This window comes from Ensifer sp. 22521, assembly GCF_052044795.1.
GTDB lineage: Bacteria > Pseudomonadota > Alphaproteobacteria > Rhizobiales > Rhizobiaceae > Ensifer.
Genome location: NZ_JBQENM010000030.1, coordinates 40,421 through 62,468 on the forward strand (window position 1 = coordinate 40,421; position 22,048 = coordinate 62,468).

Consider the following 22,048-nt stretch of genomic DNA (forward strand, 5'->3'; position numbering starts at 1 on the left):
TCCCTGGGGGTGGTCACAATGGGCTGTGTCGGGTCGTCGCGTCGTTTTCTGGGGCCGGTCTTCGGCCTTCTCGCGTTTCTTTCAATTATCTTCGGTCCCGTTTCCAAGGGGTTTGCGCAGGAGGCGGCGCCCGCCGCGCCGCCCGCCAAGGTCCAGCAACTGATCCAGCTCCTCGACGATCCGGAAGTGAAGCAGTGGCTTTCGACAAAACAGGCGCCTGCCGCGGCGGCGACCGAGGCGCCTGCGACGGGGATTGTCGCCCGGTCGACGGCCCAGATCAGGCGCCATCTGACAGGCATCACCAATGCGGTGCCGCGCGTTATGCCCGAGATGCAAGCCGCGCGGGATCGCCTCGCCGGCGACATGGAAAACCACGGTGCCGCCCCGATCCTCAAGGGGTTCTTCTTCATCCTGCTGATCGGCTACGGTGCCGAGTATCTGCTGCGTTGGGTGCTGGGGCGCAGCCTGAAGGGTGCGGTCCTGACGGGGCCGGCCCGAACAATCCTGACACGGGTTCTGCCGCTCATCGTTTTTGCGGCCGCCAGTATGTCGGTGCTCGCCATTGCCGATTGGCCGAGGCGGCTGGAGACCACGATTGCGCCGTTGCTCGGGGCCTGGATCGGCGCCCGCCTGCTGATGATCATCGCCTCGGCTGTGCTGACCGGTGGACCGGCCAGCGAGGGGAGTGCAGATGGGCGGGCCGGCTATATGTCGCTGACGGCGGATGAGGCCCGCTTCTGGCACCGGCACTGGTTGTGGCTGATCGGCGCTGCTGCCCTGGTGTGGGGTGTCGGCGATGCGATGCACGCTCTTTCCATTCCCCCCGATGTGCACGATCTCATCGCCGCGGCTCTCGGCCTGGTGGTCCTGGTGCTCGGGATCGTGACGGTGGTGCGCCGGCCAGTCGGCGCGGTCATCGGCTCACGCCGCATCGTCGGTAACGTGTTGTTGATTGCCTTCCTGATCGTGCTGTGGATGCTTTGGGTCGCCGGCATGGACGTCCTGTTCTGGATCGGCCTCTACGTGATCGGCATACCGCCGCTGCTGCGCTTCACCAGCGCCTTCACCAAGACCTTGCTGGATGCCTCCGCCGAAGACGATACGCGTGTCATGCGCAACATCTTCATCGAGCGCGGCGCGAGGCTGCTGGTTATCGCTCTGGCCGCCGGCTGGCTGGCACTCGTCTTCAAGGTCAGCGCCACTGCCATGATGCACGACGACGCCTTCAATCGGGTTGTCCGAGGGGCATTGGCCGGCATCGTCATCCTGCTGGCGGCCGATCTGATCTGGCAGCTGGTGAAAGGTTTCATCAATCTGCGTGTCAAGCAGGCCAATCATGCGACCGAGGACCCGGCCGAGCGCGCCCGCAACACCCGTCTGATGACATTACTGCCGATCCTGCGCAATTTTCTCGCGGCCTTCATCGCCATCGTGGCGGTGCTGATGGTGCTCTCGGGTCTGGGAGTGGAAATCGGTCCGCTGATTGCCGGCGCCGGCGTTTTTGGCGTCGCGATCGGCTTCGGTTCGCAAACGCTCGTCAAGGATGTCATCAGCGGTATCTTCTATATGATGGACGACGCTTTCCGCATCGGCGAATACATCCAGAGCGGCAGCTACAAGGGCACGGTCGAATCCTTCAGCATCCGCTCCGTCAAGCTCCGGCATCACCGTGGCCCGGTCTTTACCGTGCCTTTCGGGTCGCTCGGCGCAGTCCAGAACATGAGCCGTGACTGGGTGATCGACAAGTTCCTGATCAACGTTTCCTTCGATGCCGACGTCGCTAAGGTGAAGAAGGTGGTGAAGGGCATCGGAGCCAAGCTTCTCGAGGATCCGGATATCGGACCTCTGATCTTGGAAACGGTGAAGATGAAGGGGGTCGAGAATTTTGGCGACTACGGTATGACCTTGAGTTTCGCCATGAAGACGAAGCCGGGAAGCCAGACCCAGGTGAGGCGTCGGGCTCAGGTCATGATCAAGGAAGCCTTCAAGGAAAACGGCATCAACTTCGCCTCTCCGACGGTGCAGGTGGCGGGCGACGAGCAGCAGCAATCCGCTGCGGCCGCTGCCGCGACCCGCGATGCCATCGAAAAGAAGAAAGCTGCGGCCGTCCTTGCCGAAGGCGGTGCGCCACAGGAATAGCCTTTATCATCGAGGTTTCTCGGGGGCATGGGAGGCCGGTCATGAAACGCCTGCTTTTGGTGGCAATGCTCCTCGTATTTTTCGGGGGGGATAACGGCTGGGCGCAATCGAACGAGCAATTCGTTCGGTCGATGTTCGTTCCGCACACGGACGACTTCGACGGGATGGAAAAGCGACGCGTGATCCGTATCATCGTACCGTTCAGCAAGACGATCTACTTCATCGACCGTGGCCAGCAGTTGGGTACGGCCGTCGAATTCGGGACGGCGCTCGAAAACGAGCTCAACAAGGGCCGCAAGAAGCAGATCGACAAGATCCGCGTCGGTTTTGTACCGATGCCGCGGGCGAGACTTCTGTCGGCGCTGGAAAAAGTCTCGGCGATATCGTCATGGCGAACCTGACGATCACCGAAACACGGCTTGCCGAGGTGGATTTCACGGCGCCGCTCTACGACGAAGCCAAGGAGGTTCTCGTCACCGGCCCATCCGCGCCCGCAATCGCCAGTCTTGTTGCCTGAGCGGACAGGAAATCCATGTGCGCCGCTCGAGCAGCTACTTCGAGCACCTGGCGGCCCTGAGTGCCGGTTTCGAAAAGTCCGGCCGCCCGACTGTTGCTGAAGGACATGAATGAGAACCTGGAAGACGAAGACGTCCTGGAGATGATCAATGCCGGCCTGCTGCCGTGGACGGTCGTCGATATGTACAAGGCGAACATCTGGTCGAAGGTCTTCACCGACCTCAAGGTGCGGGAGGACATCGCTGTGTCCGATCACGGCGAAATTCGCCTGGGCGATCCGCAAGGACAGCCCGAAGCTCAAGGCGTCGGCACCACCTTCGGCAACATCTTGAAGAACACCTACTACAAGGGCGACAAGATGCTGAAGCGTGCCTATGATCCGGCGGATGTCGAACGCTTCAAAGTGCTGGTCGAGATCTTCCGCAAGCACGGAAAGACCTATTCCTTCGATCACCTGATGCTGATGGCGCAAGGATACCAGGAATCACAGCTCGATCAGTCCAGGCGCAGCCATCGCGGTGCTGTCGGCATCATGCAGCTCCTGCCGTCGACCGCAGCGGACAAGGCGGTCAACATCCACGGCATCGACAAGGACGAGAATCTGAATGTCGAAGCTGGATCCAAGTATCTGCGCTTACTCGTCGATACCTACCTCAACGACCCGGCCGTGACCCCGCGAGATCAGTTGCTGTTTGCCTTCGCGGCCTACAATGCCGGGCCCGGGAACCTGCGCAAGTTCCGGGCAAAGGCCAAGGATATGGGGCTCGATCCGAACCTCTGGTTCGGCAATGTCGAAAATGCCGCCGCCGCGATCGTCGGGCGCGAGACGGTTCAATTTGTCAGCAACATCTATAAGTATTATGTGGCCTATAGCCTGCTGGACGCCCATGACGCTGACGCAGCCGCGGCGAAAGTCGAAAACAACTCGGCGGCCACCGCGCCATAGGCGTGCGGCGCACGTGTTCTCGCGAGATGTGGAGGTCTCGAAATGGTCGCGATGAAAAGCAACTCGCCTGTGAGGCGGTCGGCTGCCCTTCTTTGCCTTTTCGCTCTGATGCTCGCCAGTTGTACCACGCCAGATATCGAGCCGATCCCGGGCAGCATCACCTATGGTGGACAGCCCCGCACGAAGCTGACGAAGGCGCCGGTGGGCAGCATCGTCCCGCACCGCTTCACGAGCGGCAACAGTTTCGTTCAGGAGACCTACGTCATTGAACCGGATCGCACGCTTAGACTTATCCGACGCGACTACTATGATCTGCCGATCGATTGACGAACCGGTTGTGCGTAGGGAAACCCGTTGGTTGACAGTCTCGGGCGGAGGCGCGATAGCTCGCTGCGGATGAAGATCGCCTTTTATGCACCGCTGAAATCCCCCGATCACCCGGTGCCGTCAGGCGACCGGCTGATGGCCCGCATGCTGATCGCGGCACTGCGGATCGGTGGGCACGAGGTTGCAATTGCATCGGACCTGCGCAGTTTCATGGCCAAGCCGTCGGATCAGGATTTCCGGGAACTTGAGCTTGCGGCGGAAGCCGAAACCGCGCGCCTTCGGGCACTCTGGCAGAGCGAGGGCGTTCCCGATCTCTGGTTCTGCTACCATCCCTATTACAAGGCGCCCGACTTTCTCGGCCCCGGGCTCGCGGTCGAGTTCTCCATTCCCTATGCGACGGCGGAAGCGTCATACTCGATGCGGCGGAATGAAGGTGTCCGCGCGATTGCCCAACGCCATGTTCTTGCGGGGATTTCGCAGGCGGCCGTCAACATCTGCCTGACGCGCCGCGACCGCGACGGCCTTCTTGAAGCCGCTCCCTCATGCCGCCACGCGATGCTTGCGCCGTTCATCGACGCTGCGCCGTTCATTGAGAGCAAGCCATCAGCCGATGCCCCCTGCCGGCTGGTCGTGGTCGCGATGATGCGCAGCGGCGACAAGATGAACAGCTACCGCATGCTGGCGCAGGCGCTGACGCGTGTTGCCGACGCCGCCTGGACCTTGACGATCGTCGGCGACGGACCTTGCCGCGACGAAGTCATGGGGGCCTTTGCGACGTTGCCTCCCGAGCGATTGATGTGGCTTGGCGAAAAGGATGCAGCCGACCTGCCGGATATTCTTGCCAGCACTGATCTCTACGTGTGGCCCGGCTGCGGCGAGGCCTACGGGCTTGCCTATCTCGAAGCGCAGGCTGCCGGCCTGCCGGTCGTTGCGCAACGAACGGCAGGCGTGCCGGAAGTGGTGCGGGACGGCCAGACCGGGCTGCTGACGCGGGAAGGGGATATCGGCGCCTATGCGGCGGCGATGCGCGACCTGATCGAGGATCCGGCCAGCCGCAGGCTATTGGGCGCAGCCGCCCGACGGTTCGTTCATGAGGAGCGCTCGTTTCCGGCAGCCGCCCGACGGCTTCGCTCGATTTTCGATGAATTTCTGGAGACGCAGAAATGACCGAGGAAATCCATTGGCAACGCCTTGCCGCGGAGCTCGATCGCCTTGAAGCGTCGGGACGGCCGGTGGATTTCTGGCTGCGTGACGACGACGCAGCCGAGCCGACGCGGGCGCTCGATCGGCTGCTGTCGCTGGTCGACCGACACGCTCTTCCGGTCGTTCTGGCCGTTCCGCCAGCCCAGACCGGCGACGCGCTCGCACGCCGCCTTGCCGGGCTCGAAGATGTCAGCATTGCCGTGCACGGGTGGGCGCATCGCAATCATGCGCCGCCTGCGGAAAAGAAGCAGGAGCTTGGCGCGCACCGGCCGCGCGCCACGGTGCTTCACGAACTCGAGCTCGGCTATGACCGCCTGCGGACGCTCTTCCCGGGCGGCTTCGTGCCGATGCTCGTTCCCCCGTGGAACCGGATCGACAACACGCTTCTCGACGGCTTGCCCGACATCGGTTTCAAGGTGCTCTCGGTCTTCGGGCCGGAGAAACCATCGCCGTTCAAGCTCGTCAACACGCATGTCGATGTCATGGATTGGCGCGGGACGCGCGGTTGCCGCGACCATGCACTGATCGTCTCCGACATCATTGCGAGGCTTCGGCAGGTGACCGGCGATGTCGAGGAGAGAGCGGAGCAGAAGGGCCGCACGATCGGCGTGCTGACGCATCACCTCGTTCACGACGAGGGCGTCTGGGCGTTCCTCGAAAAGCTCTTTGCGGCGACCAGCAGACATCCGGCCTGCCGTTGGCTTGCCGGCCGCGAGATTACAGTTCGATGATCTGTCCGTCGCGGGCGGCAAAAGCGCCGGCGAACGTCGCCTGAACGTCGCGTTCCATTGCGGCCAGCGCCTCGTCGGTGCGGGACGGATCGTGATGGAACATGGCCAGATGTTTGACACCGGCGGCCATCGCCAACCGGGCGCCATGCATGCCGGTCGAGTGCCCGAAGCCCTGAAAATGATCCATCTCGCTTTCGAGATAGGTGCAGTCGTAGACCATCAGATCACAGCCGGCGATCAGATCGAGAACCGCAGGATCGAGAATGCCGGGCTCGTGCTCGGTGTCGTAGACGAGCGCGACGGCCCGCCCGTTCCATTCGACGCGGTACCCGACACAGCCGCCCGGATGCCTGAGGCTTGTCGTGCGGACCGTGATCCCCGCCCGTGGCGTCAGCACGTCACCGGGTTTGAAATCCAGGCCGTCGAGGCTTGCCTGACAGATATCCGGGTCCACCGGGAACCACGGCGGGCGCATAAAGTCGCGGATCATTTCCTTCGTGGTCATCGTGCCGTGCAGATGGCCGGACCAGAAGCGTACCGAGTTCTGACACTTGTAGATCGGCTTGAAATAGGGAAGGCCGATGATGTGGTCATAGTGGCTGTGGGTGAAGAAAAGGTCGAATTGGTCGACGCCTTCGGCGATCAGCGAGTAACCGGCCTCGCGCAGCCCGGACCCCGCATCGAAGAGCAAAACATCCTTGCCGCATCGAATCTCGATGCAGGATGTATTTCCCCCATAGGTGAGGTACTGTTCGCCGGATACCGGCAAACTTCCTCTTACGCCCCAGAACCGCACTCGAAAGTTGTCGTCACGCATTCAGTTTTGGCTTCACTACGCACGCTCGGACCATTTTGATCCTTGTATGACTGTTAAACAAGCACAATGGCCACACCCCTGCAATGCCATGGGTTATTATTTGGAAAGTAACCTTAGCGTCGCCAAGAGCGCCCGGTTGGAAATCGTCCGACGGAACCGCATTTCAGCGGGGGGCGCCGGACCGATGGCGAGGCCTTAGCAGCATCATATGAAACTTTTCCTTGCGCTGTTACGTGGATTATTTATCGAACGCAGTAACGTAGGGAACAGGTTACCCATGGTTGAGGCAACAGACGGACGGTTCTACGACAGCGTACCTCTCTTCGATGCGTTTGAAGGGGTCGCGGACGAGGCGAATTATCGCCCGCTGCCGGACGGCTGGCTTCTCGCTGTCGCCGACATCGTCGACTCCACCGGCGCGATCGCCGAAGGCCGCTACAAAACTGTGAACATGGCAGGCGCAAGCGTCATTTCGGCGTTGATGAACGCGCTCGAAGAAAAGTCGATGCCCTTTGTTTTCGGAGGGGACGGCGCGCTCGCCGCGCTGCCGGCGCCGATGGCGAACCGTGCACGCGACGCACTCGCCGCCTTGAAGACCTGGGTCGTTGAGGAGCTCGGGCTCGAATTGCGCGCCGCCCTGGTACCGGTCAGCGATATCCGCGCCAACGGCCTCGATATGCGCGTCGCCCGCTTCAAGGCGAGCGAAGAGGTTTCCTACGCGATGTTTGCGGGCGGCGGCGCCAGTTGGGCCGAAGCGGAGATGAAGGCGGGACGTTATCCCGTCGGCGCCGCGGCGGCCGGCAGCCGGCCCGACCTCACCGGGCTTTCCTGTCGTTGGAACCCGATCGAGTCCCGACACGGCGCCATTGCCTCGATCATCGCCGTGCCGGGAGCGAAGGGCAATGGACCGGAGTTTCAGGCGCTGATCGCCGATATCGTCGCATTGGCCGACGAGGAAGAACGCAATGGCCATCCTGTTCCCGAACTTGGGCCGCGGCCACGTTTCTCCTTCAAGGGCATCGAAGCCGAGGCGCGGGCCGCGGCGCCGAAAGGACGGCGCTTTCTTCCCCGTTGCTTCATTACCGTGCAGACGCTGGTTCTGTTTGTTTGCCTCCGGCTGGGCTGGAATCTGGGCTCGTTCGACACGAACCGCTACCGCCGCGACCTCGCCGACAACACGGATTTCCGCAAGTTCGACGACGGGCTGAAAATGACGATCGACATCAGCACTGAACGGCTCGAACGGATCGAGGCTCGGCTGAGACAAGCAGAGGCGGCAGGTGTTGGGCACTATGGCTTGCATCAACAGGATTCGGCGCTGATGACCTGCATTGTTCCGACGCCGATGACACGGGACCACATGCATTTCGTCGACGGTGCGTCGGGCGGCTACGCAGTGGCCGCAAGCAAGCTCAAGGCCGCCCTGGCGCGCGTGCAGGCCGCATAGCCAACACAAGCGAGAAGCCGCCGGTTTGCAGCCTTTGGCGGGCTCGGCGGACTAAGCCTTGACGATATGTTCGCCGGTCAGCCCGTTGCGGTAGAACACGTTGCGCGTATCGACGACGAGCGAGGCGGAACCGGCGAGGGCCACGTAATCCACCTGGTCGTGATCGGTGGCAATCAGCACGGCATCGAACGCCGCGACTGTTTGCGCGTCGAGAGAGACCGAACGCCGGCCCTTCAAAGCACCATGTTCGCGTGTCGGTGGGATCTCGGCGACGTAGGGGTCGTGATAGGAAGTGCGTCCGCCGCGCTCTTCGATCAACTCGATCAGGCGCAGCGACGGGCTCTCGCGAATATCCGGAACGTTCTTCTTGTAGGCGAGGCCGACGACGAGGACGTTGGAACGGCTGAGCGCCTTGCCAGCCTTGCGGTCGAGTGCCTCGGCCAGGCGGCTGACCACATGGCGCGGCATGGCCGAGTTGATCTCGCCAGCAAGCTCGATGAAGCGTGTCGGCAGCTCGTATTCCCGCGACTTCCAGGTGAGGTAGAAGGGGTCGATCGGAATGCAGTGGCCGCCGAGGCCCGGTCCGGGGTAGAACGGCATATAGCCGAACGGCTTGGTCTTCGCCGCTTCGATCACTTCCCACACGTCGATGCCCATGGCCTCGTAGACGATCTTCAATTCGTTGACGAGGGCGATGTTGACGGAGCGGAAGATGTTCTCGGTGAGCTTCACGGCCTCCGCCGTGGCGTTGGAGGAGACCGGCACGACAGTTTTCACCACGGCTGCATAGAACCGCTCCATCAGGGCCGAAGCCTGCGGTCCATCGCCGGCGACGACCTTCGGGATGCTCACCGTCTCGTAGGTCGGATTGCCGGGATCCTCGCGTTCCGGCGAAAAGCCGACGAAGAAGTCGCTGCCGGACCTGAGTCCGGTTTCCTCGAGGATGGTGCGTACGACGCCGTCGGTCGTCCCGGGATAGGTGGTCGATTCCAGGACGACGAGTTGTGCAGGCCTGAGGGTCGCCGCGATCGCGCGTGACGTCTTTTCGACGAAGGAAAGATCCGGGTCGCGGTGTTTGGTAAGCGGCGTCGGCACGCAGATGATGATGACGTCGCAGTCCGCCAGCTCTTGAAAGTCCGTCGTCGAGCGGAAGCGGCCGGCACCGCTTTCTTTCGCGAGCGCGGCGTCCGATACGGCGGCGATGTAGGACTTGCCCGCGTCGAGCGCGACGATCTTGGTGGGGTCGATGTCGAAGCCGGTAACGGCAAAACCCGCGCGAGCAGCGGCGATGGCGAGCGGCAGGCCGACATAGCCAAGACCGATGACGCCGACCTTGGCGCTCGAGGCGGAGATGGACGAGAGCAGGCTTTCGAAATGAGGTGAGGTCAAGTTTGCTTTCCGGATCTCGTGGACAGACGCGTGACGCCGCGCGAACATGTCGTGGTTTGTTGGAGAGAAACAAGCCCCAAGTCAAGCGAGGCACTGCGTCACGCCGAAGGACAGGCCTTTGAGCCCTCTATCAAAACATCATGCGAGAAAAACTTTGCACGGCCTCTGGAAATCGCCGGGTGGCATCAATATCTGCACCATATAAGTGCCGCATTCCGGGTGCCTGCACGTCATCGACGCCGGAATCGGTTGGAGCATTTTCTTAACGGGCACGGCTCATCATCATCCACCGCGAACATGGATCGGCAACTTGCCGGGGCGTTCGTCGTCTCCGGATGCTGACGCGGGACGGTCTGTCATGGTGAGGACGCGAAATGGCCCCGACGAACGACAACGTATCCGAAATCCTCATCGACAGGGTTGCCGACTGGCTGATGCGGACGTCGCTCAGCGACGCGCCGCTGGAAACGATCGTCAAAGGCTTTTGCGAGCGGCTCGCTGCCGCCGGCCTGCCGCTGATGCGCGTCCATCTCTCCTTTTCGATGTTGCATCCGCTTTATGATGCGCTTGGTTTTACCTGGATCCGCGGCAAGGGCGTCGAGGTAAGCGGCCTTCGGCACGAAGAGCTGGCGCTCAATCCCGAGCGTTTCCTGCAGAGCCCCTACTACTATCTGCTCAACAACAATCTCGAGCATGTCCGGCGGCGTCTTTACCAGGATATGCCGTCCGAGTTCCCGATTTTCGACGATCTCAAGGAGATGGGCGCCACGGACTACCTGGCCTTCATGCAATCGCTCGGCGCCGATTCGGGGCATGGCATGGTCGGATCCTGGACGACGGATCGCCATGGCGGATTCACCGATGATGTGATCGGGGCGTTGCTCAAGCTTCAGCACCACCTGGCGGTCGCCGCGAAGATGGCGGTGCTCGGAAAGCTCGCCGACAATATGCTGACCACCTATCTCGGCTCCAGCGCCGGTCGGCGCGTGATGAGCGGCCAGGTCCGCCGCGGCGACGGCGAAACCGTGCGCGCGATCCTGGTCATGGCCGACATGCGTCGCTCGACGATGCTGGCGGAGAAGGAGGGGCGGCAGTCCTATATCGAGACGCTGAACACCTATTTCGACGCGATCGCCGCGCCGTTCAATCGCAATGGCGGCCATATCCTGAGCTTCGTCGGGGACGGGTTCATCGCCGTCTATCCGTGTGGGCGCCATAAGGAGCCGTCCGAATTTGCCGCCCGCGAGGCCTTTGCCGCCGTGCGCGCAGCAACGGCGCGCATGGAGATGCTGAACGGCGAACGGCGCAAGCAATCCCGCGATCCCATCGGCTATGGCATCGGGCTGCATGTCGGCAACGTGATGTTCGGCAATGTCGGCCTGCGCGACCGGCTGACCTTCTCCGCCTTCGGCTCGGCCGTCAACGAAGTGCAGCGGTTGCAGAACCTCACCAAGAAATATGCGCATAGCGTCGTCGCCAGCGAGGCCTTCGTCAATTACTGCGGCGGAGATTGGACGGCGCTCGGCCAGGAAAAACTGCGCGGAGTGCGGCAGAAATTCACGATTCTCTACCCCAACGATGCAGCGTTGCTTGCCAGAGCAGATGAGCGCTTCGACGATGTGTTGCAGGATGGACTTTCCGAGGCGGAACATGTCATGCTGCTTCACCGCAATACTCGTCCGCTTCAGCCGCCGCGCGGCCTTATCGACAAGATGCTTCAATAGGGGGTAGAATGTTCCGAGCCGTGTTTGTCGCCGCCAGCATCGCCATGGCAGGAGGCGCGATGGCGCAGCCGTGGGAAAGCAAACTGTCAGACGGCTTCGAGGGACAGAATTTCGCACCCGAAGGCGGGCTCTACTATCGCGATAACTTCGAGCAGAGTGCGGGCACGGTGGAATTTCAAAACCAGGTGACGCACACCGGCAAAGGCGCACTCAAGCTGAGCGTCGTTCCGACCTGTCCGGATTCCCTCGACGGTTGTAGCGAGCGAGCCGAGATCTGGGAGAAGACGGCGCTACGCGTGCCCTACGACCAGGGGGTCTGGTATGGTTTCGCGGTCAAGTTCGCCGATCCGGTCCCGAAGGAGGATCATCGCTATCTGATCGCCCAATGGAAGCGTGAGATCGATCCCGGCGCCGAAGGTGATTTCAGTCCGTTCCTTGCTTTACGCCTCGAGGCGGGCAAGCTCTTCGTCACGGTGGAGACGAATTACATCGCGCCGCTGTCATCCGGCCCGGAAGGTACGCCGGCGAGCTGCAAACCTGGCGAAATCCCCGTGTGGGGGCGGCCTAGCGTCAACCAGATGCGTATGCTGGTCGCCGCCGACAGCAACTGGAAACCGGAAGACGGCAGTCTGTTCAACGCCTGCACAGATGCCATCAAGGTGACGAACCATGGCAACCCGCTGCCCGATCCGAAGTCCGGCTGGATCGACTTCGCGATCTACACGCTGCCGGGGGCCGGTGGCACGGGACGCATCGAACTCTTCGCCAACGGCAAGCCGATCATCACGGTGGCGGGGCATGTCGGCCACGCCGACAAGGGGCTCGGCAAGAACCAGTACTTCAAGTTCGGCCCCTATCGGGCTGCCGATACGACCGACTGGTCGCTGTTTTATGACGACTTCCGCCGCTCGCCGAATTGCGCCGACGTGCTGAAGGGCGGGACGTGCCCCGCGCTCTAACCAACTGAAGATGCACGGGGCAATGCTCCGGTTGCAGTTGGCCATGCTGGACAGCCCTCTGAAGCTGCGCTAGTCTTTTTTTAGAGGCGGCGGATAAAAAGCAATGAGGGAAGCGTGCTGCTATGACATCTGGGGCGGACCTGCTTCGAGTTGAAGGTCTGCGGATCACATTCTCGGTGCTTGGCGGCGAAGTTCAAGCCGTCAATAATGCGAATTTCAGGATTTTGTCCGGCAAGGTCACGGCGCTCGTTGGCGAGTCGGGATCGGGCAAGTCGGCAATCAGCCAGGCGGTGATGGGCATCTTGCCCAACGTCGCCAGGGTTGGTGGCAAAATTCTGTTCAACGATCCCACCACGGCGGCAAAGCCCATCGACCTGCTTTCGCTGGAGCGGGAAGGTGATGAGATACGTAGCCTGCGCGGCACGCGTATCAGCAAGATCTTTCAGGAGCCGATGACGTCGTTGTCGCCGCTCCATACGATCGGAAACCAGATTTCCGAGGTGCTGAAGATCCACACGGATGCGGAAAAGGCTGAACGCCGGGCACGGACCGAGGAACTGCTCGGCTATGTTGGCTTTGCCAATCCGAAGCGCGCCTACGAAATGTATCCGTTCGAGCTTTCCGGCGGCATGCGCCAGCGCGCGATGATTGCGATGGCGCTGATCTGCCGGCCGGCCCTCTTGATCGCCGACGAGCCGACGACCGCGCTCGATGTGACGGTGCAGGCGCAGATCCTTAAACTTCTGCGCGAGCTTCAGGTGAAGCTCAATATGGCAATGCTGCTGATCACCCACGACCTCGGTGTCGTCGCCAACATGGCCGACGAGGTTGTGGTGATTTATCATGGGCAGATCGTCGAGGCTGGTCCTGTCGAGGCCATCTTCCGCAACCCGCAGCATCCCTATCTCAAGGGCCTGATGGCCGCCGTTCCGCATTTCGACATGAAGCCCGGCGAACGGCTGAAGGCGCTGCGCGAAGTGCCGGTCAAGGCCGGGTCAGTGCTTGGGACTTCGGTGGCCAACCGGCGCGCTGGCCCACAGGTGCTGCTGTCCGTCCGTAACCTCTCGAAGACATATGGAACGCGAAAATCGTCCTGGTTTGGTGGGGGCGAAAGTTCTCATCACCGCGCCGTCGACGATGTCAGCTTTGATATCCGCCGCGGCGAATGCCTGGGCCTCGTCGGCGAGAGCGGCTGCGGCAAGACGACCGTCAGCAAGATCCTAATGCGGGCGGTAACGCCGGACACCGGCTCGGTGACCTTCGACAACGGCGAAGGTCCGGTCGATGTGCTGAAGGCTCAAGGCGACGAACTGAAGGCGCTCCGGTCGAAGATCCAGATGGTGTTTCAGGACCCGGTTTCGTCGCTTTCCCCGCGCATGACCGTCAAGAACATTCTCAGCGAGCCCCTGGAGATCCATGGGCGCGGAACGGGCAAATCGCGCGTCGAGACCGTGCGCGAACTGCTGCAAGCCGTCGGGCTCGACCAGCGCTTCATCAACCGCTATCCGCACAGTTTCTCGGGCGGGCAGCGTCAACGCATCGGCATTGCGCGGGCTCTCGCGCTCGTGCCGGAGCTGCTGATCTGCGACGAGCCGGTATCGGCGCTCGACGTCTCGGTCCAGGCGCAAATCCTCAACCTTCTCAAGGATTTGCAGAAGGAACTGGGACTGACCTGCCTGTTCATCTCGCACAACCTCGCTGTCGTGGATTACATGGCGGACCGTATTGCCGTCATGTGCGCCGGCCGCATTGTCGAGCTCGCCCCGCGCGAGGTGCTGATGCGCAAGCCGGTTCATCCCTATACCAAGTCGCTGTTGGCGGCCGTTCCCTATCCGGATCTCGATCGGCCGCTCGACTTTGACAGGCTGAAGGACAGCGAAGGATCGGATATGCGGCGCTGGGGACCGCAGTTCCGTGTCGACGACGCTGGCGACACGCTCATCCCCGCCGATCTCGGTGGCGACCACTTCGTGCTGGCGCGCCGGTCCGTGGATGCAAGGGAGTTACGGCCATGATCACCCGCCGAACTGTACTGGCATTGCTTGCAACCGTGGCATTCCCCATGCGGCTCCTGGCTGCTGGGGGTGAACCGGCGTTTCTGGAAAAGCTGATTGCCGACGGCAAGCTTCCGCCGGTCAGCGAGCGCTTGCCCAAGACGCCGCGTGTCATCAACGTCGCGGCGCTGGGGCGCACGCCCGGCAAGCACGGCGGTGACGTGACGATGATCATCGGCAGTGCCAAGGACATCCGGCTCATGACCGTCTACGGCTATGCCCGACTGGTCGGCTATGATGAAACGCTGAAGCTCGAAGCGGATGTCCTCGAAAGCTACGAGACGGTCGAGGACCGCATCTTCACCTTCCACCTGAGAGAAGGGCACAAGTGGTCCGACGGGACGCCGCTGACGGCGGAGGACTTCCGCTATTGCTGGGACGATGTGCTCAACAACGAGAAGCTGAGCCCCGCCGGTTTGCCGACTGCGCTGGTGATGGACGGCGAAGCCGGAAAGTTCGAAGTCATCGACGAACGAACCGTTCGCTATACTTGGTCGACGCCGAACCCGGACTTCCTGCAGAAGCTCGCCGCACCGCAACCGCTGGTGGTGGCGGTGCCTTCAGCCTATCTCAAGCAGTTCCACGAGAAATATCAGGAAGAAGACAAGCTCAAGGCTTTGATGAAGGAGCAGCGCGTCAAGAAGTGGAGCCAGCTCCATATGCGCATGGCTCGCTCCTATCGCCCTGAGAATCCTGAGCTTCCGACGCTCGATCCATGGCGCAACACGACGCCGCTTCCTGCCGAACAGTTCATCTTTGAGCGCAACCCCTACTTCCACCGCGTCGACGAGAACGGGTTGCAGCTTCCCTATATCGACAAGTTCGTGCTCAACGTCAGCTCGTCGGCGCTGATCCCGGCGAAGACGGGCACGGGTGAAAGCGACCTTCAGGCGACGGGCATCGACTTTGTCGACTATACTTTCCTCAAGGATTCCGAGAAGCGGTACCCGGTCAAGGTGCTTCTGTGGAAGAAGACGCAAGGCTCGCGCCTGGCGCTGTTGCCGAACCTCAACTGCTCCGACACGGTCTGGCGGTCGTTGCTGCAGGATGTGCGCGTTCGCCGTGCGCTCTCGCTGGCCATCGACCGCACCGAGATCAACAAGGCAGTCTTCTACGGCTTGACCAAGGAGAGCGCCGACACGGTTCTGCCGGACAGCCCGCTGTTCCGTCCGGAGTTCGCCAACGCTTGGGTGGCCCACGATCCAGCTCAAGCCAATGCACTGCTCGACGAAGCGGGCTTGACGCAACGCGATAGTGACGGCATTCGCGTCCTGCCCGATGGCAGGGCCGCGCAAATCGTCGTGGAAACGGCCGGCGAAAGCACGCTCGAGACGGACGTGCTGCAGCTCGTCACCGACTACTGGCAGAAGGTCGGGATATCGCTTTTCATCCGCACCTCGCAGCGCGACACGTTCCGCAGCCGTGCTGTCGGCGGCGAGATCGTCATGTCGATGTGGTTCGGGCTCGACAACGGCGTTCCGACGCCGGGCATGAACCCGGGGCAACTGGCGCCGACGGCTGACGACCAGCTGCAATGGCCGGTCTGGGGGCTCAACTACCTGTCCCATGGCGAAATGGGCCAGCCGCCGGATCTGCCTGCCGCTATTGAACTGACGGAGCTGTTGCAACGCTGGCGGCATTCGGCTGAAGACGCCGAGCGCACGGAGATTTGGACCCGCATGCTGTCGATCTACACAGACCAGGTCTTCTCGATCGGTATCGTCAACGCCTCGCTACAGCCGATCCTCGTGGCGAAGAAGCTGCGGAATGTGCCGGAAACGGGGCTCTACGGCTTCGATCCCACGTCATATTTTGGTGTTTACAAAACCGATACCTTCTGGATCGAGCAGGAAGCCTGACATGCTGCGATATATTCTCTGGCGTATCGCAGCGATGGTTCCAACCCTCCTCATCATATCGGCACTTGTCTTCACCATTATCGAACTGCCGCCCGGCGACTACTTCGAGAGCTATGTCTCCGAGATCAAGGCGCAGGGCGAAGGCGTCGACATGGAGCAGATCGAGGCGCTGAGGAAGGAGTACGGCTTCGACCAGCCACCGGTCCTGCGCTACGTCTACTGGCTCGGCGGCATTCTGCAAGGCGATTTCGGCTATTCCTTCGAATACGAACTGCCGGTCAGCGCCGTCGTCGGCGACCGTCTGTGGCTGACGATCCTCGTCTCCTTCGTCACCATCATCTTCACCTGGCTGATCGCCTTTCCGATCGGCATCTATTCCGCGACCCACCAGTATAGCTGGGGCGATTACGGCCTGTCGCTGGTGGGTTTGATCGGCATTGCCATTCCGAATTTCATGCTGGCGCTGATCCTGATGTATTTCGCCAATATCTGGTTCGGGATTTCGATCGGCCACCTGATGGACCAGAAGTATCTGGCCGAGCCGATGAGCTGGGCCAAGGCGAAGTCTATCCTCGAACATATCTGGATCCCCGTCGTTATCGTCGGCGCGGCGGGCACAGCCGGCATGATCCGGCGTCTGCGCGCAAATCTGCTCGACGAGCTGCAGAAGCAGTATGTCGTAACGGCCCGCGCCAAGGGCCTTTCGCCGATGCGCACGCTGGTCAAATACCCTCTGCGCATGGCGTTGAACTTCTTCATATCGGATATCGGCTCGATCCTGCCGGCGATCATTTCCGGCGCTGAAATCACCGCGATCGTGTTGTCGCTGGAAACCACCGGGCCGATGCTGATCAAGGCCCTGCAAAGCCAGGACATGTATCTCGCTGGTTCGTTCCTGATGTTCCTCGCGTTTCTGACCGTGATCGGCGTGCTGATTTCCGATATCGCGCTTGCCATTCTCGATCCTCGAATTCGGCTGCAAGGCAGGAGCACCAAGTGACGTCATTTCTTCCGGCGCCCGGCGAGCCCTTGCCGCATTACGTATCGACTGCTCCCTTCGATCCCTATTCAGTCGAGGCGATGACGGACGAGCAGGTACGCGTCAACCAGGCTTCCCAGCTTCGCCTGATGTGGTGGAAATTCCGGCGCCACCGGCTCGCGCTCGTCTCCGGCATCTTCCTCGCCGTGTTCTACCTCACGATCGTCGTCTCTGAGTTTCTGGCGCCTTACAACCTGCATACCCGCAACATGGATTACATCTACGCACCGCCGCAGGCGGTGCACCTGTTCCATGAGGGCCAGTTCGTCGGTCCCTTCGTCTATGGACGGACCATGACGCTGGATATGGAAACGCTGAAGCGCAACTATGCCGACGATGTCACGGACGTGCAGCGACTGCGTTTCTTCTGCCGGGGCGACAGCTATCGTTTCTGGGGCCTGTTCGACAGCAACGTGCATCTCGTTTGCCCGGCGAAGGACGGTCAGGCGTTCTTCCTGGGGACGGACCGTCTCGGTCGCGACGTGCTGTCGCGCATCATTTACGGTGCCCGAATTTCGCTGACGATCGGACTGCTCGGCATCACCGTCAGCTTCGTGCTCGGCATCGTCATCGGTGGCCTTGCGGGTTACCACGGCGGCGTCTTCGATCTCATCGTCCAGCGCGTCATCGAAGTCCTGCAGTCTATCCCGAGCATCCCGCTCTGGCTGTCGCTCGCAGCGATCATGCCGGCGACCTGGAGTCCGATCCTGATCTATCTGGCGATCACGATCATCCTTGGCCTCCTGGACTGGACGGGGCTTGCGCGCGCGGTGCGCTCGAAACTGCTGGCGCTTCGCGAGGAGGATTACGTGCTTGCGGCCCAGTTGATGGGCGCAAAGAGCAGCCGCATCATCGGCCGGCATCTTGTGCCTGGCTTCATGTCGCATCTGATCGCCACTGCGACGATCTCGATCCCCGGCATGATCCTCGGCGAGACGGCTCTGAGCTTCCTCGGTCTCGGTCTCAGACCCCCCATCACCAGTTGGGGCATTCTCTTGACGGAGGCCAAGAGCGTCAGCGTTATTGCTTTCTACCCCTGGCTCCTATTTCCCACAATTCCGGTCATTCTTGTGATTTTGGCATTCAACTTCTTGGGAGATGGGTTGCGTGACGCCGCCGATCCCTACAAATGAAGCCCGATTTGAAGCTGACAATCGGTCAGCGCCAAACGGTTCATTGATCCTGAGCGAAAGGTTTCTTGCATGATGCGGCGTTTTGAAGATGCCCGGATCCTCATGTATAGCCATGATACGTTCGGGCTCGGGCACCTCCGGCGGTGCCGCACGATCGCGCATTCCCTGGTGGAAGACTACCGCGGTCTGAACATCCTGATCATCTCCGGCGCAACGATCGCCGGTGCGTTCGACTACCGTGCGCGCGTCGATTTCGTGAAGATTCCAAGCGTCATCAAGCTGCACAATGGCGACTACACCTCGCTCGACCGTCATATCGAGCTCGACGAGACGCTGAAGATGCGTCAGGCAATCATTCGCCACACAGCCGAGACCTTCAAGCCGGACATCTTCATCGTCGACAAGGAGCCGATGGGTCTGCGCGGCGAGGTGGAGGAGACGCTGACCTATCTGAAGGCGCATGGCACGACGTTGGTCCTGGGCCTGCGGGAGGTCATGGATGCGCCACACCTGCTGGAAGCGGAGTGGAAGCGGCGCGACACCATGCGCAAGATCGAGCAGTATTACGATACGATCTGGGTTTATGGCCCGCCGGATTTTTACGATCCGCTGACCGAGCTCGAAGTGCCGCCGGCTGTCCGCGACCGGATGAATTTCGTCGGCTTCCTGCAGCGTAGCGTCCCGCGGGAGGAACTGCCGGGCCACAAGCCGCAGGGCGATTATATCCTGGTCACCACAGGGGGCGGCGGCGACGGTGCGGACCTGATCCACGATGTCATCCACGCTTACCAGCAGGATCCGGAGCTTACGCATAATGCGTTGATCGTGCTCGGGCCCTATATGCCGGTCAAGAAGCGGGAAAAGTTGATCCGTAAGGGCAGCAACATCCCCTATATCAAGATCATCGAGTTCGACAATCGCATGGAAGAGCTCATCGCCGGCGCAAAGGGCGTCGTCGCCATGGGCGGCTACAACACCTATTGCGAAATCCTCTCCTTCGACAAACCGGCGCTGATCGTGCCGCGCATCCAACCGCGCGAGGAGCAGTTGATCCGCGCCCGCCGCGCGGCCGAGCTTGGGCTCGTCGAAATGCTGTTGCCGGACGAAGCGGAAGATCCGCTGCGGTTGGCGGCGGCGCTGAAGGCGATGCCGTCCCGGGCGCCGCCTTCGAAAAGCACCGCCAACGGCCTGCGGCTGGAAGGGCTCGTGCATATCTCCGAGATCGTTGGTCGGTGGCTCGACCGGCCGTCGAGCGACCACTTGAATATCGTGAAGAAATCGAGCTGAAGCATTGCCGACAGATCGCAAGATTGCAGTCGTGCTGAAGGGCTATCCGCGTCTTTCGGAAACCTTCATCGCGCAGGAACTGCTTGGCCTCGAGCGGGCCGGACTAGACCTCGTACTGATCGCGCTTCGCCGTCCGACCGACAGCAAGCGCCATCCGGTGCATGACGAGATTCGTGCCGATGTTCACTATCTGCCCGAATATCTGCATGAAGAGCCGCTGCGGGTGCTGCGCGGTCTCGCGCGTTCTCTGCCGAAGCCGGGTTTCTTCCCGGCATTCGGGCTATTTCTGAAAGACCTGCGCCGCGATTTCAGCCGCAACCGCTTTCGCCGGTTCGGGCAGGCGGTGGTGCTCGCTTCGGAATGGCCGGGCAATCCGCGCTGGCTGCACGCGCATTTCATCCATACGCCTGCCTCGGTGACGGCCTATGCCAGCGTGATCGCCGGTACGCCCTGGACCTGCTCGGCGCATGCCAAGGACATCTGGACGTCGCCGGACTGGGAGCTTTCCGAAAAGCTTGGCCGGGCGCGCTGGACGGTTACCTGCACGCGCATGGGCTACGAACATCTGAAGAGCCTGACGAGCGAAAAGGCGAGGGTGCATCTGAGCTACCACGGCCTTGATCTTGATCGTTTCCCGCGTTTCGAGGGCACGCATTCTGACCGCAATGGTTCCGACCCTTCGGATCCCGTCCGCATCGTCAGCGTCGGCCGCGCCGTCGACAAGAAGGGCTACGACGTCTTGCTGAAGGCACTCTCGCTGTTGCCGGCGGACCTTCATTGGCGGTTCGAGCACATCGGTGCCGGTGAGCTGACCAGCAAGCTCAAGAGGCTTGCGACCGAGCTTGGCGTTTCCGGCAGGGTTGCCTGGAAGGGCGCGCTCGACCAGACCGACGTGCTGGCGCATTACCGGACGAGCGATATCTTCGCGCTTGCCTGCCGGATCACCGCCGACGGCGATCGCGACGGGTTGCCCAACGTGCTTGTCGAAGCGTCGAGCCAACGATTGCCGTGTGTCTCGACGGCGATTTCCGGCGTTCCGGAACTTCTCGTCGATGGCGAGAACGGCAGGGTCGTCCCGTCGGAAGATCCGCAGGCGCTTGCACGCGCCCTGGAGCAACTCATCCGAGATCCCGCGCTTCGTCACTGCCTGGGCGGTGCGGCGGAGCGGAAGGTCCGCGCGCAATTCGACCACCACACCAGTATCGATCAGCTTGCCGCCCTGTTTGCCAGCGAATGGAGAGCCGCGTGATGCGTGCGCGCCGTGTCTTCTTCTACGTGCAGCATCTCCTCGGCATCGGCCATCTGGCGCGGGCGAGCCGGATCGCGAGCGCACTTGCTGCCAGGGGGTTCGAGGTGACCGTCGTGACCGGCGGCAGCCCGGTGCCGGGTTTCCCGGGGAATGACGTAAAGCATGTGGCCCTTCCGCCGGTGCTCGCCGGCGACAAGGGGTTTTCCGGCCTTGCCGACAGCGATGGAAATCCGGTGAGCGACGCCTTCAAGGATCGGCGCCGGGAGCTGTTGATCGAGGCGTACCTTGCCTGCGATCCCGATATCGTCATCTTCGAAGCCTTCCCTTTCGGCCGCCGGCAGATGCGTTTCGAGCTGATGCCCTTGCTCGAGGTGATCGAAAGGCAGACCCCCAGACCCCTTGTTGCCGCTTCGCTTAGGGACATCCTGCAGGAGCGGACGAAACCCGGCCGCGCCGAGGAAACACTCGACGTCGTCATGGCATACTTCGATCTCGTGCTCGTGCATGGGGATCCTGCCTTTGCGCGGCTCGAAGAGACCTATCCCTATGCGGCCGAGATCGAGGACAAGGTCGCCTATACGGGCCTCGTGGCGGGGAATGTACCGGACGCTCCGGCGGAAACGTTCGACGTGCTCGTTTCGGCCGGTGGTGGTGCGGTGGGCAAGGAACTGATCGGCGCGGCGTTGCAGGCGGCGAGCTTGCTGCCGCGCGAGCTGCAATGGTGCCTGGTCACGGGGCCGAACCTGCCGCAGCAGGACTATGACGCCTTCCAAGCCGCCGCGCCCGTCAACGTGCAGCTCTTCCGCTTCCGAAAGGATTTCGCGAGCCTGCTTTCGGGCGTGCGGCTTTCGGTTTCTCAGGCCGGCTACAACACGGTCTGCGACATCATCCGCGCCGGTTGCGGATCCCTGCTGATCCCCTTCGTCGCCGGCGGCGAAACCGAGCAGTCGACCCGGGCGGAACGGCTCGAAAAGCTCGGCCTTGCTGGCGTCCTGCCGGAGGCCGACGTGACGCCCGAGAGGCTGGCGCGCGATGTCGAAGCGATGCTGGCGCGACCGAAGCCGAACATTCCGCCGCTGGATCTGGACGGCGCGATGAAGACCGCCGAAATCCTGGAAAGCCGCACGGCTCTTTGATCGGTCTCCGCGCGGGCGGCGCCTTCTGCGAACGCGGGGCCGGTTTGCGGCGCTATTCAGATAGCTCGCTTCGCTGCGGCTCGCCAGCCGCTC

19 protein-coding genes are annotated in these 22,048 nt (G+C 61.9%); 17 read left to right on the forward strand and 2 right to left on the reverse strand.

The annotated features are described in order from the left end of the window. Positions 1 to 18 precede the first annotated feature (18 nt). The 7 genes from ACTJKE_RS30870 (at position 19) to ACTJKE_RS30900 (ending at position 5,862) form a co-directional block, all read left to right on the forward strand. On the forward strand, positions 19 to 2,139 hold the full coding sequence (locus tag ACTJKE_RS30870) for a mechanosensitive ion channel domain-containing protein (RefSeq protein WP_440639068.1): 2,121 nt from the start codon (positions 19 to 21) through the stop codon (positions 2,137 to 2,139). Positions 2,140 to 2,180: 41 nt separating this feature from the next. After that, the gene (locus ACTJKE_RS30875) at positions 2,181 to 2,540 is read left to right on the forward strand and encodes a hypothetical protein (protein ID WP_063893374.1); all 360 of its coding nucleotides are present in this window, start codon (positions 2,181 to 2,183) and stop codon (positions 2,538 to 2,540) included. After that, on the forward strand, positions 2,528 to 2,656 hold the full coding sequence (locus tag ACTJKE_RS30880; protein WP_245296165.1) for a hypothetical protein: 129 nt from the start codon (positions 2,528 to 2,530) through the stop codon (positions 2,654 to 2,656). The genes ACTJKE_RS30875 and ACTJKE_RS30880 overlap by 13 nt, the downstream gene beginning before the upstream one ends. Before the next feature lie 105 nt (positions 2,657 to 2,761). Then, positions 2,762 to 3,601, forward strand: a complete 840-nt coding sequence (locus ACTJKE_RS30885) for a transglycosylase SLT domain-containing protein (protein WP_440639065.1) — start codon at positions 2,762 to 2,764, stop codon at positions 3,599 to 3,601. 51 nt (positions 3,602 to 3,652) lie between these two features. After that, positions 3,653 to 3,928: a hypothetical protein gene (locus ACTJKE_RS30890; protein ID WP_112996895.1), complete on the forward strand. Its 276-nt coding sequence runs from the start codon at positions 3,653 to 3,655 to the stop codon at positions 3,926 to 3,928. A gap of 69 nt (positions 3,929 to 3,997) precedes the next feature. Further along, entirely contained in the window at positions 3,998 to 5,095 is a 1,098-nt protein-coding gene (locus tag ACTJKE_RS30895) for a glycosyltransferase family 4 protein (protein ID WP_113514512.1), read from the forward strand. Beyond that, complete coding sequence (locus tag ACTJKE_RS30900) at positions 5,092 to 5,862, forward strand: polysaccharide deacetylase family protein (protein ID WP_440661578.1); 771 nt, start codon at positions 5,092 to 5,094, stop codon at positions 5,860 to 5,862. Before ACTJKE_RS30895 ends, ACTJKE_RS30900 begins: the two co-directional genes overlap by 4 nt. Here the strand turns inward: ACTJKE_RS30900 and ACTJKE_RS30905 are convergent. After that, a complete protein-coding gene (locus tag ACTJKE_RS30905) occupies positions 5,849 to 6,679 on the reverse strand; it encodes an MBL fold metallo-hydrolase (RefSeq protein ID WP_112996872.1) in 831 nt (276 codons plus the stop codon). The two genes, ACTJKE_RS30900 and ACTJKE_RS30905, sit on opposite strands and share 14 nt — an antisense overlap. A gap of 277 nt (positions 6,680 to 6,956) precedes the next feature. On the opposite strand from ACTJKE_RS30905, the gene ACTJKE_RS30910 reads away from it, so the two are divergent. Continuing rightward, entirely contained in the window at positions 6,957 to 8,126 is a 1,170-nt protein-coding gene (locus ACTJKE_RS30910) for a DUF3095 domain-containing protein (protein ID WP_058328057.1), read from the forward strand. Positions 8,127 to 8,177: 51 nt separating this feature from the next. On the opposite strand, the gene ACTJKE_RS30915 is transcribed toward ACTJKE_RS30910, so the two are convergent. Continuing rightward, positions 8,178 to 9,515, reverse strand: a complete 1,338-nt coding sequence (locus tag ACTJKE_RS30915; RefSeq protein ID WP_058328056.1) for a nucleotide sugar dehydrogenase — start codon at positions 9,513 to 9,515, stop codon at positions 8,178 to 8,180. Positions 9,516 to 9,889: 374 nt separating this feature from the next. On the opposite strand from ACTJKE_RS30915, the gene ACTJKE_RS30920 reads away from it, so the two are divergent. From ACTJKE_RS30920 to ACTJKE_RS30960, 9 genes are all read left to right on the forward strand, one after another. Continuing rightward, positions 9,890 to 11,239, forward strand: a complete 1,350-nt coding sequence (locus ACTJKE_RS30920; protein ID WP_058328055.1) for an adenylate/guanylate cyclase domain-containing protein — start codon at positions 9,890 to 9,892, stop codon at positions 11,237 to 11,239. 8 nt (positions 11,240 to 11,247) lie between these two features. Beyond that, positions 11,248 to 12,198: a polysaccharide lyase gene (locus ACTJKE_RS30925; protein WP_440639061.1), complete on the forward strand. Its 951-nt coding sequence runs from the start codon at positions 11,248 to 11,250 to the stop codon at positions 12,196 to 12,198. Between the two features lie 122 nt (positions 12,199 to 12,320). Beyond that, positions 12,321 to 14,213 (forward strand): ABC transporter ATP-binding protein, encoded by a 1,893-nt coding sequence (locus ACTJKE_RS30930; protein ID WP_058328053.1) that lies wholly within the window; start codon positions 12,321 to 12,323, stop codon positions 14,211 to 14,213. Beyond that, a complete protein-coding gene (locus ACTJKE_RS30935) occupies positions 14,210 to 16,111 on the forward strand; it encodes an ABC transporter substrate-binding protein (RefSeq protein ID WP_112996869.1) in 1,902 nt (633 codons plus the stop codon). The genes ACTJKE_RS30930 and ACTJKE_RS30935 overlap by 4 nt, the downstream gene beginning before the upstream one ends. 1 nt (position 16,112) lies before the next feature. After that, positions 16,113 to 17,111 carry an ABC transporter permease gene (locus tag ACTJKE_RS30940; protein WP_058328051.1) on the forward strand — a complete coding sequence of 333 codons (999 nt, stop codon included), beginning with the start codon at positions 16,113 to 16,115 and terminating at the stop codon, positions 17,109 to 17,111. Further along, positions 17,108 to 18,283 (forward strand): ABC transporter permease, encoded by a 1,176-nt coding sequence (locus ACTJKE_RS30945; protein ID WP_440639058.1) that lies wholly within the window; start codon positions 17,108 to 17,110, stop codon positions 18,281 to 18,283. Before ACTJKE_RS30940 ends, ACTJKE_RS30945 begins: the two co-directional genes overlap by 4 nt. A gap of 69 nt (positions 18,284 to 18,352) precedes the next feature. Next, on the forward strand, positions 18,353 to 19,570 hold the full coding sequence (locus tag ACTJKE_RS30950; RefSeq protein ID WP_440639056.1) for a glycosyltransferase family protein: 1,218 nt from the start codon (positions 18,353 to 18,355) through the stop codon (positions 19,568 to 19,570). 4 nt (positions 19,571 to 19,574) lie between these two features. Continuing rightward, positions 19,575 to 20,819, forward strand: coding sequence for a glycosyltransferase family 4 protein (locus ACTJKE_RS30955; protein ID WP_440639054.1), 1,245 nt, complete (start codon positions 19,575 to 19,577; stop codon positions 20,817 to 20,819). Next, complete coding sequence (locus tag ACTJKE_RS30960; RefSeq protein ID WP_440639052.1) at positions 20,819 to 21,955, forward strand: glycosyltransferase family protein; 1,137 nt, start codon at positions 20,819 to 20,821, stop codon at positions 21,953 to 21,955. The genes ACTJKE_RS30955 and ACTJKE_RS30960 overlap by 1 nt, the downstream gene beginning before the upstream one ends. The last annotated feature ends 93 nt before the right edge of the window (positions 21,956 to 22,048 follow it).

Coding starts and splice junctions, on each gene's coding strand:
- ACTJKE_RS30870 (WP_440639068.1), top strand. CDS start 19: ATGGGCTGTGTCGGGTCGTCGCGTCGTTTTCTGGGGCCGGTCTTCGGC.
- ACTJKE_RS30875 (WP_063893374.1), top strand. CDS start 2,181: ATGAAACGCCTGCTTTTGGTGGCAATGCTCCTCGTATTTTTCGGGGGG.
- ACTJKE_RS30880 (WP_245296165.1), top strand. CDS start 2,528: ATGGCGAACCTGACGATCACCGAAACACGGCTTGCCGAGGTGGATTTC.
- ACTJKE_RS30885 (WP_440639065.1), top strand. CDS start 2,762: ATGAATGAGAACCTGGAAGACGAAGACGTCCTGGAGATGATCAATGCC.
- ACTJKE_RS30890 (WP_112996895.1), top strand. CDS start 3,653: ATGAAAAGCAACTCGCCTGTGAGGCGGTCGGCTGCCCTTCTTTGCCTT.
- ACTJKE_RS30895 (WP_113514512.1), top strand. CDS start 3,998: ATGAAGATCGCCTTTTATGCACCGCTGAAATCCCCCGATCACCCGGTG.
- ACTJKE_RS30900 (WP_440661578.1), top strand. CDS start 5,092: ATGACCGAGGAAATCCATTGGCAACGCCTTGCCGCGGAGCTCGATCGC.
- ACTJKE_RS30905 (WP_112996872.1), bottom strand. CDS start 6,679: ATGCGTGACGACAACTTTCGAGTGCGGTTCTGGGGCGTAAGAGGAAGT.
- ACTJKE_RS30910 (WP_058328057.1), top strand. CDS start 6,957: ATGGTTGAGGCAACAGACGGACGGTTCTACGACAGCGTACCTCTCTTC.
- ACTJKE_RS30920 (WP_058328055.1), top strand. CDS start 9,890: ATGGCCCCGACGAACGACAACGTATCCGAAATCCTCATCGACAGGGTT.
- ACTJKE_RS30925 (WP_440639061.1), top strand. CDS start 11,248: ATGTTCCGAGCCGTGTTTGTCGCCGCCAGCATCGCCATGGCAGGAGGC.
- ACTJKE_RS30930 (WP_058328053.1), top strand. CDS start 12,321: ATGACATCTGGGGCGGACCTGCTTCGAGTTGAAGGTCTGCGGATCACA.
- ACTJKE_RS30935 (WP_112996869.1), top strand. CDS start 14,210: ATGATCACCCGCCGAACTGTACTGGCATTGCTTGCAACCGTGGCATTC.
- ACTJKE_RS30940 (WP_058328051.1), top strand. CDS start 16,113: ATGCTGCGATATATTCTCTGGCGTATCGCAGCGATGGTTCCAACCCTC.
- ACTJKE_RS30950 (WP_440639056.1), top strand. CDS start 18,353: ATGATGCGGCGTTTTGAAGATGCCCGGATCCTCATGTATAGCCATGAT.
- ACTJKE_RS30960 (WP_440639052.1), top strand. CDS start 20,819: ATGCGTGCGCGCCGTGTCTTCTTCTACGTGCAGCATCTCCTCGGCATC.